The 13,516-nt window shown below is 45.1% G+C and carries 12 protein-coding genes and 1 other annotated feature; of the genes, 10 read left to right on the forward strand and 2 right to left on the reverse strand.

What is annotated here, in order from left to right:
* Nucleotides 1-190 precede the first annotated feature (190 nt).
* The 5 genes from MHB85_RS13600 to asd all read left to right on the forward strand — a co-directional run bounded on the left by MHB85_RS13600 (nucleotide 191) and on the right by asd (nucleotide 5,100).
* Complete coding sequence (locus tag MHB85_RS13600) at nucleotides 191-1,177, forward strand: glycosyltransferase family 2 protein (protein ID WP_192131813.1); 987 nt, start codon at nucleotides 191-193, stop codon at nucleotides 1,175-1,177.
* Nucleotides 1,170-1,562, forward strand: coding sequence for a GtrA family protein (locus tag MHB85_RS13605; RefSeq protein WP_192131811.1), 393 nt, complete (start codon nucleotides 1,170-1,172; stop codon nucleotides 1,560-1,562). The genes MHB85_RS13600 and MHB85_RS13605 overlap by 8 nt, the downstream gene beginning before the upstream one ends.
* Nucleotides 1,563-1,619: 57 nt before the next feature.
* On the forward strand, nucleotides 1,620-2,492 hold the full coding sequence (gene galU, locus MHB85_RS13610; protein WP_192131808.1) for a UTP--glucose-1-phosphate uridylyltransferase GalU: 873 nt from the start codon (nucleotides 1,620-1,622) through the stop codon (nucleotides 2,490-2,492).
* A 151-nt stretch (nucleotides 2,493-2,643) separates the two neighbouring features.
* On the forward strand, nucleotides 2,644-3,498 hold the full coding sequence (locus MHB85_RS13615) for a class I SAM-dependent methyltransferase (RefSeq protein WP_192131807.1): 855 nt from the start codon (nucleotides 2,644-2,646) through the stop codon (nucleotides 3,496-3,498).
* Nucleotides 3,499-3,568: 70 nt separating this feature from the next.
* Nucleotides 3,569-3,845 (forward strand) — a binding site (T-box leader).
* A 169-nt stretch (nucleotides 3,846-4,014) separates the two neighbouring features.
* Nucleotides 4,015-5,100, forward strand: coding sequence for an aspartate-semialdehyde dehydrogenase (gene asd / locus MHB85_RS13620; RefSeq protein ID WP_074094892.1), 1,086 nt, complete (start codon nucleotides 4,015-4,017; stop codon nucleotides 5,098-5,100).
* 160 nt (nucleotides 5,101-5,260) lie between these two features.
* Here the strand turns inward: asd and MHB85_RS13625 are convergent, their stop codons facing one another.
* Nucleotides 5,261-5,755, reverse strand: coding sequence for a MerR family transcriptional regulator (locus MHB85_RS13625; RefSeq protein ID WP_192131805.1), 495 nt, complete (start codon nucleotides 5,753-5,755; stop codon nucleotides 5,261-5,263).
* A gap of 173 nt (nucleotides 5,756-5,928) precedes the next feature.
* Between MHB85_RS13625 and MHB85_RS13630 the strand changes: the two genes are divergently transcribed.
* Nucleotides 5,929-6,780 carry an aldo/keto reductase gene (locus tag MHB85_RS13630; RefSeq protein ID WP_192131803.1) on the forward strand — a complete coding sequence of 284 codons (852 nt, stop codon included), beginning with the start codon at nucleotides 5,929-5,931 and terminating at the stop codon, nucleotides 6,778-6,780.
* A gap of 121 nt (nucleotides 6,781-6,901) precedes the next feature.
* Here MHB85_RS13630 and MHB85_RS13635 read toward each other — a convergent pair whose 3' ends face one another.
* On the reverse strand, nucleotides 6,902-7,870 hold the full coding sequence (locus MHB85_RS13635; RefSeq protein WP_074094894.1) for a bile acid:sodium symporter family protein: 969 nt from the start codon (nucleotides 7,868-7,870) through the stop codon (nucleotides 6,902-6,904).
* A 141-nt stretch (nucleotides 7,871-8,011) separates the two neighbouring features.
* On the opposite strand from MHB85_RS13635, the gene MHB85_RS13640 reads away from it, so the two are divergent.
* From MHB85_RS13640 to MHB85_RS13655, 4 genes are all read left to right on the forward strand, one after another.
* Nucleotides 8,012-8,482, forward strand: coding sequence for a DUF6376 family protein (locus MHB85_RS13640; RefSeq protein WP_143786521.1), 471 nt, complete (start codon nucleotides 8,012-8,014; stop codon nucleotides 8,480-8,482).
* A gap of 314 nt (nucleotides 8,483-8,796) precedes the next feature.
* Nucleotides 8,797-9,552: an SDR family NAD(P)-dependent oxidoreductase gene (locus MHB85_RS13645; RefSeq protein ID WP_076211740.1), complete on the forward strand. Its 756-nt coding sequence runs from the start codon at nucleotides 8,797-8,799 to the stop codon at nucleotides 9,550-9,552.
* A gap of 486 nt (nucleotides 9,553-10,038) precedes the next feature.
* On the forward strand, nucleotides 10,039-10,836 hold the full coding sequence (locus MHB85_RS13650; RefSeq protein ID WP_091016659.1) for a sulfite exporter TauE/SafE family protein: 798 nt from the start codon (nucleotides 10,039-10,041) through the stop codon (nucleotides 10,834-10,836).
* A 187-nt stretch (nucleotides 10,837-11,023) separates the two neighbouring features.
* The gene (locus tag MHB85_RS13655) at nucleotides 11,024-13,405 is read left to right on the forward strand and encodes a polyprenyl synthetase family protein (RefSeq protein ID WP_341073073.1); all 2,382 of its coding nucleotides are present in this window, start codon (nucleotides 11,024-11,026) and stop codon (nucleotides 13,403-13,405) included.
* Nucleotides 13,406-13,516 lie beyond the last annotated feature (111 nt).

Raw genomic sequence — 13,516 nt, forward strand, 5'->3', positions numbered from 1 at the left:
CAAGAAAGCTACATCGGAAGCATACGCTATCACCGGATTTTCCCTTTAGAAAGGGAATCAAAAAATCTGGGGATAACAGCGATTGGAAGGTTGTTCTGTCATCGAAGTGTGCAGTGTAAATATTCTCTAGTTCAATTTATATAGAGTGAAAATCTCGAACGAAGTCCATTGGAAAAGGGAGGGGACGAACATGGCTCAAGCGTACCGATACAGCATTATTATTCCCATGTATAACGAGGAAGCGGTGATCGAGGAGACTTATCGGCGTCTGAAGAAGGTTATGGGCAGCACAGGAGAGAGCTATGAACTGTTGTTTGTCAATGATGGCAGCGTGGATCGAAGTGCACAGATGATCCGTGATTACGCCCGTTGGGACGAGAGTGTGAAGCTGATTGATTTTACTCGTAACTTCGGACATCAGATTGCGATAACAGCGGGTATGGATTACGCAGTGGGGGATGCGGTGGTTATTATTGATGCGGATCTGCAGGACCCTCCCGAACTGATACTGGATATGATCGCCAAATGGAAAGAGGGTTATGAAGTCGTATATGCCCGTCGCACCAGACGAAGTGGAGAAACTCGCTTCAAGAAATGGTCGGCAAGTCTGTTCTATCGTGTACTTCGTGCCTCAACGGATACGGATATCCCAGTGGACACCGGAGATTTTCGCCTGATTGACCGCAAAGTATGTGATGAGATGAAACGTCTTCCGGAGAAAAACCGATTTGTGCGCGGGTTGGTCAGTTGGGTCGGATTTCGTCAGACGGCTATTGAATATGAACGTGATGAACGTCTGGCAGGCGAAACAAAATATCCGCTGAAACGCATGCTGAAGCTGAGCCTGGACGGCATTACTTCATTTTCGTATAAACCGCTCAAACTTGCAGGTTATGTAGGTGCGATCCTGTCGGTTGGCGGATTCATCTATATGTTAACGGTTATTCTTTCGGCCATATTTACGGATTCAACGATTAAGGGATGGCCATCCATTGTGAGTATCATGCTGATGTTTAACGGATTCATCCTGATCATGCTGGGTATTCTGGGCGAGTACGTTGGCCGAATCTATGATGAGACCAAGGCACGTCCACTATACATTGTAAGAGATGTGGTTCAGGCCGAGAGTCAGCAAGCGCAATCCCGATTGACAGCCCGAGTTGCTCATCATGACTAAGCGTCTGGTAACAATCTTCAAGTTTGGTATTGTAGGTGTTGCGAATACGGTAGTGGATGCGTTGGTGTTTGCTTTACTCGCAGTGGTCGGTGTGCCGGTTCTGATTGCCCAGGTAATCTCGTACAGCTGCGGTGTTGCGAACAGTTATTGGCTGAATGGCAGGTGGACTTTTCGAGATGCGGCGCGAGGGGACGGGGATAGAGCCAAACTTATTCGTTTTCTAATCACCAATCTCGTCGTTCTCGCGTTATCTGCCCTCATTCTGATGACTTTGCACGATATGTTGGGTTGGAGTCTCGTGATGAGCAAGATCCTGGCGACATTGATGGGAATGGTCCTGAACTATATTGCTAGTAGATATTGGGTGTTTCGTATAGCAACTTAGCTGCGCGCAGTATGAAATATTAGTTATACGAAGCATATGAAAGGAGTGTGTGATGAAATGCGAATTAAAAAAGCAGTTATTCCGGCAGCGGGTCTCGGAACTCGGTTCCTGCCAGCGACCAAAGCACAGCCCAAAGAGATGTTACCGATTGTAGACAAACCAGCTATCCAATACATTGTTGAAGAAGCAGTGCAATCAGGCATTGAGAATATCCTCATTGTGACCGGACGCAACAAAAAATCCATAGAGGATCATTTTGATAAATCAGTTGAACTTGAACATTCGTTATACGCCAAGGGCAAACAGTCTTTGTTGGAAGAGGTGCAAGCGATCAGCGAGATGGCCAATATTCATTTTATTCGTCAAAAAGAACCACTGGGTCTGGGGCATGCCATTGGGTGTGCACGGCAGTTTGTAGGAGATGATGCCTTCGCAGTACTGCTCGGTGATGACATTATGGTGTCTGATCCGCCTGCACTTGCCCAGATGGTTCATCTCTATGAAAAGACAGGTAATCAGATTATAGGTGTCCGTCAGGTAGACACGGCAAATGTGAGCAAATATGGCATCATTGATTCCAACGGTGCAGAGGACCGGGTTCATCGAGTCACTAATTTGGTTGAAAAACCTTCCCTTGCAGAAGCCCCATCCCGAACAGCTGTAATGGGACGATACATTCTGAAACCCTCCATCTTTCCCATTTTGGATCAGATCAAGAGAGGGGCTGGAGGGGAATATCAGTTAACGGATGCCCTGAAAGTAGTGAGTCAAGTGGAGGAACTGTTGGCCCTTGAACTGGAGGGACGTCGCTACGATATTGGCGATCAATTCGGATATATTCAGGCGATCTTGGAGATCGGATTGATGCGCAAGGAATTACAGCCCATGCTGACACCCTATCTTCAAAAGCTTGCAACCCAGTGGGCATAGGAATTAATTTGTAGCAGAGGTCCACATCTGCTGGTACAAGAGAGCCTCTCCTTCGTACATGGTTCTTTCATAGAATCCAGCATTGTACAATTTTTCCAGTAACGCTACAATGAGCAAGTAGTTCAAGTTGCTCTTTGAGGAGTGAGGAATCATGAATGAATCTATCATCAGGGACCTTATTAAGTATATGGACGTGGAGGACAACGCCGCCATTCAGTACATTCAGACTGAGCATCGGATGAAACTGGGACTCTTTTGGGGAATCAAGGAAGGAAGCCGTGTTCTGGAAATCGGGTGTGGTCAGGGAGATACAACGGCCGTGCTTGCACATCTGGTGGGGGAGCATGGGTACGTTCATGGTGTAGATATTGCTCCAGAGGATTATGGTTCACCGCTGACCGTAGGCGAAGCGGCAGCCAAGTTGCGGAGTTCTCCGCTGGGTGATCGAATTCGAATGGATTATGATTTTGACATTTTAAGTGATCAAGCCCAATTTGCCGAGAATGAGTATGATGTGATTGTACTTTCCCATTGTTCCTGGTACTTGAAATCGTTTGACGAACTCGCCCGGATTCTTAGCAAGGTCAGGATATGGGGACATCAGTTATGTTTTGCCGAATGGGATGCACGCGTTACAGATGTGAGCCAGCTCTCTCACTGGTTATCTGTTCTCATTCAGTCCCAGGTCGAATGTTACAAGGAGAACAGCTTCTCCAATGTGCGTACGCTTTTTACACCGGAGGATATACAAGAACTTGTCACTTCGGCAGGCTGGACGATCAAGGAAGAGGCTTCAATCCATTCTCCTGAGCTGCAAGACGGTCGGTGGGAAACTGAAATGACACTGGCAGAAGCACCTGTGGAACTGAAACTGCTTCCGATTCCTGACAAAGTAAAAACACTTCTTCTTTCCGAACTGAAATTACTCAGAACACATCGAGCCTCGGGGCCTGGGAGCCCACTGGGTACGTATGCAATTGTTGCCAAAAAAACAGTAAGAAATTAACGTGTAAATTTCAATATCCAAAAAAATGTGTTTACTTCATCACGGTAATTTTGATATTATAATCGCAATATCAAATGCGACGAAGAGACGAGTAGATAAAAATCATTCTTTCAAAGAGAGCTCCGGTAGCTGAAAAGGAGTAAAGAACTTTTTATTGAATAAAGACTCAGAGCAGCACATCGGAACTTAGCATTAAGGGATGGTGTGACAGGCGCTCCTGTTACAGAGCTAGAGTATGGATGGTCTACAGCTTGCAATATGGTTGTATACCTTTACTTGAAGAGGCGGATATGGTGACATATTGGCGAATCTGGGTGGTACCACGAGAATTCAATCTCGTCCCTGAGACTATTGTCTTGGGGATGGGATTTTTTGGTTTTTTCGGGGCTGTGACTACACGCTTTGGAATTGCCTGAATAGTGTTAATTAGGAAGTCCATTTCATAATACGTTTTTTGTGAGTTATGAAATGGATCAATGAGAAGAATCACTTAAACCGAAAGGAAATGATGATTGAATGTCAGCAAAATTGAAAGTTGGTATCGTCGGAGGAACGGGAATGGTAGGGCAGCGTTTTGTGGACCTGCTCGATCAACATCCATGGTTTGAAGTAACAGCTATTTCTGCAAGCGCCAATTCGGCAGGTAAAACATATGAAGAATCCGTACAAGGCAGATGGAAACTCGCAGTTCCTATTCCGGAAGCTGTGAAGAAAATCGTGGTTCAGGATGCTTCCCAGGTCGAAGCTTTTGCCAGCCAGGTTGATTTTATTTTCTGCGCGGTTGATATGAAAAAGAATGAGATTCAAGCGCTCGAAGAGGCTTATGCCAAAACAGGAACACCTGTCGTATCCAACAACTCGGCTCACCGCTGGACAGCAGATGTACCCATGGTAATCCCTGAGATTAACCCGGGACATCTGGACGTAATCGAAGCTCAACGCAAACGTCTTGGTACGAAAACCGGATTCATTGCCGTAAAACCAAACTGCTCCATTCAGAGCTATGTGCCAGCGCTGCACGCCTTGCGTGAGTTCAATCCGACTCAGGTCGTAGCTTCCACGTATCAAGCCATCTCGGGAGCAGGTAAAAACTTTACGGACTGGCCGGATATGCTCGATAATGTCATTCCATACATCGGTGGCGAGGAAGAGAAGAGTGAGCAGGAACCACTCCGGATCTGGGGTAGCATCGAGAACAATCAGATCGTCAAAGCTTCTGCTCCATTAATTACAACACAATGTATTCGTGTGCCGGTAACGGATGGGCATCTGGCTACCGTGTTTGTAAACTTTGAGAAAAAACCAAGCAAAGACGAAATTCTGGAGCGTTGGTTGCAGTTCAAAGGTCGTCCGCAGGAACTGGCTCTGCCAAGTGCACCAAAACAGTTCATTACGTATTTTGAAGAAGAGAACAGACCACAGACAAAACTGGATCGTGACATCGAACGCGGAATGGGTGTATCGACTGGCCGACTGCGCGAAGATTCACTCTATGATTACAAATTCGTTGGATTGTCCCACAACACGCTCCGCGGAGCGGCAGGTGGTGCGGTTCTGATCGCTGAATTGCTCAAAGCCGAAGGATACATTCAACCGAAATAAGCATCAAAGAATCATGAACAGCAACAGATTTCTGCAAAGAATGAAAAACCATCACTTGTTGATGGTTTTTTTTGTGGACTATATCCGGAAAACGGAGTGGAGTCATGGAGTGGTATGAAATATGTAAAGTGAGAAACGCCGACAGGATTGTCAGCGTTATTTACTGCGCAGCTGCTGGGCACTGACTCGAAGCTTCGGTTTCAGGAAGAATACGACTCTTTAGCCGAGAAGCGGGACAGCTACCTTCTTCGTCGCGTTTGGTTTCCCAATTAATAGGATTGGTCATATCCGGGATGTGTTGCTCCAAAATGGCCTGATATTGACGTGCTTTCTCTTCCAAATGAGCAACACGGCTCTTGGCTTCTTCAAGCTGAATCAGCGCTGCTTCCTTGTACTCCATCATAAGTGCGAATCGTTGTGCAACGGTTGAATCTCCTTCAAGACAGAGATCGACGTATGTTTTAATGTTTTCAATCGGTAAGCCTGTCTGTTTAAGGCATTTGACGCCGTGCAGCCAGTTGATGGATTCCTCATCAAACACCCGAATGTTATTTTTATTGCGTTGAATGCTTGGAACCAAACCTTTATCCGTGTAAAAGCGTACCGCGTGCTCTGTGAGTCCCGTAAGCTGGGCAGCATCCTGAACCGTATACATATGTAATCCTCCTCGTAAAAAATATATTGGAGACCGCTTGACTTCGTGTAACACGAAGGAGCTAGGGTTATTGTAACGCAAGTCGGACGGAAGTGGAACAACTGCTTTTTTTGCTGAATTTCAGCAATACGTGAAGACTTGCGATTCACAATATGACCTTAGGAGGCGTTAATATGCAAACTGTAACTTTAAATAATGGAGTGAAAATGCCGATCATCGGCGTTGGTGTCTACCAGGTTCCTGATGTCGATGAATGCGAGAACACGGTATATGAAGCATTGAAGGCAGGTTACCGCTTAATTGATACGGCCGCCGGATACCTGAACGAAGAAGCAGTTGGACGCGCGATCAAGCGCAGTGGCATACCGCGGGAAGAACTGTTTATCACGACCAAGCTATGGATTCAGGATGCCGGATATGAAAGTACCAAGCTGGCGTTTGCCAAATCGCTAAGTAAGCTGCAGCTCGATTATCTGGATATGTACCTCATTCATATGCCTTTTGGTGACTACTACGGCGCTTGGCGTGCGATGGAAGAACTGTACCGCGAGGGCAAGATCAAGGCAATTGGCGTCAGCAACTTCCTGCCAGACCGTCTGATGGACCTTATTGTTCATAATGAAATTGTGCCTGCCATCAATCAGATCGAAACACATCCGTTTCAACAGCAGGTCGACAGTGCTGCTTTTATGAAAGAACAGGGCATACAACACCAGTCATGGTCACCGTTTGCGGAAGGTCGCAACAATTTATTTAGCAACGAAGTGCTGGCTTCCATTGCCGAGAGACATAACAAATCCATCGCCCAGGTTGTACTCCGCTGGCTTGTGCAACAAGACATCGTGATTATTCCCAAATCGGTACGCAAAGAGCGGCTTATTGAGAACTTTGATATTTTCAATTTTGTACTGAGTCCGGAAGAGATCGCAACCATTGCCACGCTGGATACCAAGGAAAGTCTATTCATGAAGATTGACGACCCTAAAGTTGCCCAGATGCTAGGTAAGATGAAAGTGGATTTGTAAAAACAGAAACGAATGACTAGATTTACGAAGCGGAGCAGTATCGTAGCGATATTAGTAATAAAAGCAATCCAATGCAAAACGCCGACAATCATGTCGGCGTTTTTTACATTCCAATATGTTGTTAAGCTGCAGATGTCTTATCTGACTTTTGCAGAAGCTGCGAGCGACGACCGAGCAGGTAACCTGTCAGGGAAGCGAGCATCTGTTGGAATACCATGCCGAGCACGACAGGGACGGCAACAGGTGGTGGAAAATACGATACAGCGAGTACTGCACCTGCGCTGATATTACGCATGCCTCCATTGAACACAAGAGCGACCTGGTCTGCCTCATTCCAGCCCAACAATCGAGCAATAAAGTAACTTAGTGCATAACCGAATGATGCCAGGAAAATAATGATGACCGCAAGACCAGCCAACTTCCAGTTGAAATCGGCCAAATAAGGTGCAACAACAGATCCGTTAATTGCAACGACAGACGCCATGAACAATTTGGATAATGGATTCAACCTTGGTCCCCAGACCGGGACAATGGCGCCTTTGGTCCACTCATTCAGCAACATACCGAGCAGGGATGGCACTACAATCATCCAGAATAGACTGCTCATCATGGCTGCTGTGTCCAGTGTGACACTGGTTCCGATTAACAGGGATAACACCCCGGGCACTACGAAAGGAGCAAGCATTGTATCAATCAGGATGATGGAAAGCGTAAGTGCGATATTGCCCCGATAGATGCTGACCCAGATGAAGCTGCTTATTCCTGTCGGAATCACGGCTGCCAGAACAAGTCCTGTTATGGTGTACGCATCTGTAGGGAAAACCAGATGACCCATACCGAGAGCAATTAGAGGCATCGCCAAATGCAAAATAAACAGACATACAAACAAGGGGAACGGCTTCTTAAGCACGTTCACAAAATCCCGTATCCCAAGACTGATACTTCCAGCGAACGTCATGAACGCAAAAAGCCAAGGGGATAAAAAGGTATAAGAAGAAAGAAAACTCCCGCATAACACGCCAATAATAATACTGATTGGGGTAATCAGTGGCATGATGCGGTTCAAGCGTTGGTTCAAGGCTTGAAGCATAATCATGACATCCCTTTACCGTGTGATTTTACTATTATACATGTTAATAACGCTGGCTGCAGACCCATTTGCAATGCAGCAGTCTGAACAGGTATCATGGACTTGGAACAAGGATTCCGATTAGGAGAAGGGGAGATGATCATGTTTATAAGAAAAAGAAAGCACACATTAATGATGACAGGCCTTATTGCATCAAGTATTCTGCTGATTTCAGCCTGTTCTGTCGTGGAACAAGCCAATCAAAGTATAAATTATGTGAGTGGGGCTACTGATTATATAGAACAGGTATCAAACGCCGGGGCTGATCTGCAAGAGCTTGCATCGGGCGCGGTGAATAATCCGGAGATAACAACGCAGATTCAGGAGAAAATTGATCTGATCCAAGCAGAAGCAAGCGAATTTTCTCAGCTGGCTGCTCCTGCAATAGGAGAGAGCATTCATGAAAATCTGGTCAGCTACAATACGCAATTAACAGAAGTTGTGGACAATTTCGAGAATACAATTGCTGAGCAAGGTTTTACGGCAGAAAATTGGGAGAAGACAGGCATTCCTGAACTGATCACCAACATTAATAATTTAAAAGATCCGCTTAGCGGACTTCAGGGTGAATAAATTGAATTAATTTTCAATATGGAAGACAACACAGTTTGAAATTCTCATATTTTATAAGGGCGAGATATCGGAATGATTGAATTACCGTTATGCTCGCTTTTTTATTTTCCGAAAACGGATGCATATTTAATATCACAGGAGCTAGACTATATCATGTAAATAGGAGATGTATATGACATTTATCTCATATTTATGTGAAGATGATCTATGGTTTGACAAGGTTGGGACAGAGGCGTATGATAAGCATATAAGTTAATAAAGTATAGTTACTTACTATAAGTTATAAAAATATTTTACCAAAGGAGAACTAAATCATGACGGAGCACAATGGAAAAGTAATCATTATTACAGGTGGAGCAAGTGGTATTGGTAAAGAGACAGCACTTCAACTTTCGGATCAAGGTGCGACTATTGTGGTCGCTGACTATAATGAAGACGGAGCGAAGAAGCTTGCGGCAGAGATTGAAGCAGCAGGCGGAACAGCGGGCGCGTACAAAGTGGATGTATCCAAAGGGGACGAGATCAAAGCCCTGATCGACTGGACCGTAGAGCAATATGGTACGTTAAGCGGTATTTTCAATAACGCAGGCATTGGACTTGTGAAGCCATTTCTGGAGATGGACCCGGAATCCTATCACAGAGTCATTGATGTAGATCAGCACAGTGTATACTACGGTATGTATTATGGCGCGAAAAAAATGGTTGAATTAAATGTACAAGGTACTATTGTAAATACAGCTTCGATCTATGGAAGTGTTGCTGCAGTAGGCAGCTTCAACTACAACGCAGCCAAGGCTGCTGTTGTTATGATGTCCAAATCCGGTGCATTGGAACTTGCTGAGCATGGAATTCGTGTCGTTGGTGTAGCACCTGGCTTTATCGAAACACCGATTCTGGGTGATGACCAAGCCATGAAGGATGCGCTTGCTACTCAACATATGCGTGGAGAGCTTATTCAACCGGAGAAAGTAGCCAGTGTGGTTACATTCCTGTTCAGTGATGCAGCAAGCGCAGTGAACGGTACAACCGTAGCCGTAGATGATGGTTTCCTCAGCTTCAAAACCAAATAAGTACCCTTTTATAATCAAGGCAACTCATCTCAAAAAACAGAAAAAAACGGTGCAGAACGATTTATTCGTTTTGCACCGTTTTTGTATTTTCATTATAAAGTAATCGTAGCATGTGAGATGGAAATAAGTTTGTCGAATCATCCCGAAATTTCAGAGATCGTGATACAATTAACAAGGCTATAGCTTTTTATCATTTTGTGGTGTCATATACAATTCGAACTCCGAGAGACCCATAACTCTCTTCTTTGTAATGACATTGAGAACAGGTTTTGGTCGAACATAACGCATCGTTATGAACTTGTAATTTTTCGTTGCACTGTGGACATTTATTTTCAAAAAGAGTCTTCAACACGTTAAACATGCTTAATCACTCATTTCGGATTAATTTACTTGGTTTTCATTATAACGGATAATATTCGCCTTGTATAGCACTTTTGAGTGGTATCGAAATGAGATTTATATTGCACGAAAGGAAGCGCATAACCGATGGATCTTCTGCTTTTTGTCATCATGTTTATACTGGGTCTGGTCGGTTCATTCTTCTCCGGTTTGTTGGGTATTGGTGGGGCCATTATCAATTATCCGCTGCTGTTATATGTTCCATCCTGGATGGGACTGGAGCCATTCTCAGCACATCAGGTATCTTCGATCAGTATGTTTCAAGTGTTTTTCGCTTCACTTGCCGGTGTGGTTGCATTCCGCAGAAAAGTAAAGACGGGTAGAAGTGGTGGGGCGATCGTTCACCGCGGTTTGGTGCTGTACATGGGCTCCAGCATTCTTGCTGGCAGTCTGATCGGCGGGTTCATATCCGGTCATCTGGACGGAAGGGTTATTAATCTGATCTATGGCATTCTGGCGATCATGGCGATTGTGCTTATGCTGATTCCCGGAAAAGGAAAGCTTGATACCTCAGCACCACTGGTGTTTAATCGATGGATTGCAGCAGGCACTGCTTTTGCAGTAGGCATTGTATCAGGAATTGTTGGTGCGGGTGGTGCCTTTATCCTTATTCCCATCATGCTGACGATTCTCAACATCCCCGTACGAACGACGATTGCTTCTTCACTGGCGATTGTATTTATCTCCGCTATTGGCGGCGTTATAGGGAAAATTACGGGTGGAGACATTCCGATGGAACCCATCATCTATACGGTGATCGGCAGTTTGCTCGGGGCATCCCTTGGTTCACGGGTTAGTTCGATGATCAATGTGAGGGTACTTCGATATGCATTAATCGTACTTATCGCCATCACAGCGGTCAAAGTCTGGTCATCCATTCTGTAAAATCACATATATGGGAATGAACAATGACGATTTCGTAACCAAACGGTTGGATCGCCGTATAAAGGTTATGAACATGAGCTGAAGCGTTGGATACACGATCAAATGAGTTCAGTTTTCGTCCATGGAGCACCTCATCTCCTTTCATGGATACATGTTTAACATTAATAGAATTTGAGGTATCCACCCTATGAATAACGTACTTACAGAACAGGCTGATGCAGGATATCGGCTAGCTGAGCAGAAAGCATCTCAGTATTTTACTTCTCTTAGGCAGCAACTTATGGATCATACGTATACGACAGCACTTACCCAAGATATTCATGTATGGCAAAAAAAACATATTCATCGTTTTTCCTGGCTTTCTCTGTTATCACCTAGCAAAAGAAAACCGGATCCCCGGGATGTTCATAGATATATCCACTGGCTGAATACGACTGGAAAGCTTGATGATTACCTGGATCGGAGTATCTCATATATTTATATGCGAGATCTGGGGCAAGCCCTTGATTCTCCGGATACGCAAGCCCGAATTCAGCACGTTGTCCAGAATACCAAAAAATACTTTATGGGCTCTGCCACTGGGCGCAGAGGACAGCCCGATTATATCAGTCTGGCTGCGTTGTACCGGTGGGGACAGAAGGAGCACATTGAAACGGCTGTCATCTGGGTGATGAACAAATTAAAGAATGTAGCATCCAACATTCCGAAGGAGCTGGATGCAGAGCAGGCGCAGCGGAAGCTTATCAAAATTATTCTCGGCGTGGTTCTTCATGTGGACGATGAGATGAACGAGCAGACCCCACCTGAGGAACGGGCCCGAAGATTTGATGCGGCGATCAGACTCGGTTATTCATACGGTTTGACGTATCCATTTGTGGATGACCTGCTGGATTCTCAAGCCTTGACTGTTCAGGAAAAAGAACAATATTCACTGATGATACGCGAAGCACTTCTTACCGGGGTTGTACCTGATCTGGGAGAGTGGAAAGGCAGTAACCTTGAAGTGATTGAATATGTGCATTCCGAGCTTCGGGAAGCATTTGAGTACATCAAGAACTATCAGCATCCAGAGAAACAGCGCACGTTTTTAGAGCAATCCTATGTGTTCTTTCAGTCCCAGGAGATCGATCGCAATAAGAAATTAGCCAATGCGAATTATACCAATGAAGAATTGTACATTCCGATTATTATCAAATCTTCGTCTTCCCGATTAATCGTCCGGTCTGTTCTCAGTGCACCAGTGGATGAAGGATTTGATCTGCGGACGTTCTATTACGGGATATATAATCAGTTGTCCGATGATTTTGCCGATATGTTTGACGATATGGAAGAAGGGGCAGTAACTCCGTATACGTACTATTTGAAGTATCGAGATTTGCGTCCCGACTTGATTAATCCATATGAATTGTATTGGGCAGTCATCTCTCATCTAATCCATGATGTATATAACTCGGACGCCAAGACCCGCGAGGTCATACTGGATCGTGCCATTAACGGTCTGAAGCGTTGTAAAGAACGGTTGGGGCAGCAGAAATATGATGAAGTGATGTCGATCTTTACCTCTGGGCAGCCTGAATTCAATCAACTGGTTCAACAGATGGTGCGAAAAGCAGATGACGTTGATTTCCTTGATAAATTGTTACGGGATCAGGTCGTGCTTCAATTGAAAAATGACAAGCAGGAGAAAGAGGAGTTCAAGCAGACCATTCGAACAGTTCGCGAACAGATTAATGTGGAGTTGCAGATTGCGAAGCCCGGTGGACTTCATGAGATGAAAGAAACGCTGATCGATGCAGCCAATTATAGCTTGCAGGGAGACGGAAAGAGGTTACGCCCTATATTAACCTGGGTTATGGGCGTGCGCGAGTATGGCCTACCCGAATCGTCTATTGTTCCGCTGCTACGATCGCTGGAGTACATGCATACCGCTTCCCTGATCTTTGATGATCTGCCTACGCAGGATAATGCTTCGACAAGGCGTGGACGTTCCACACTGCATCAGGTACACAATAGCGCCACAGCAGAGCTTACGGGTCTGTTTCTCATTCAGAAGGCGATAGGAGAGCAATCCTCATTGGATCGTTTCGATGCGGCGACCGTGCTCAGACTCATTCAGTATTCGGCTGAAAAAGCAGAGGATATGTGTATGGGGCAGGCGATGGATCTGAACTCCAAAGGCAAGGCATTAACGTTGGAGCAGTTGAACATGATCTGTTTTTACAAAACAGGCATTGCCTTTGAAGCTGCCCTGGTCATGCCAGCGATACTTGCCCAAGTGAAGGAACCGGAGATGGCTACGCTGAAAAAGTTCGCTTATCATGCGGGGATCGCCTTCCAGATCAAGGACGACTTGCTGGATTTCGAGGGAAATTACCTCATTCTTGGGAAACCTGCAGGTCAGGATGAGCGGAACAACAATTCAACCTTTGTGTCTATTCTGGGTGATGAAGGCGCGAAGAAAGCGATGTGGGAGCATTATTGTCTTGCTACAGATGCATTGAACGAGATGCGAAAACCGATTTCATTTTTGAGACATTTATTGGATTATCTTGTTGGTCGTGAGCGCTAATCCATTTTTCTAGCGATTCATTATTGCATATGACTTATAATGATATATACTGACAAAGGTCAGGATTCCATATGAATGGATTCCAGGCCTTGTTTGAATTTGTAGACACAA

The sequence above is a fragment of the Paenibacillus sp. FSL K6-4396 genome, assembly GCF_038002525.1.
GTDB classification, from domain to species: Bacteria; Bacillota; Bacilli; order Paenibacillales; family Paenibacillaceae; genus Paenibacillus; species Paenibacillus amylolyticus_B.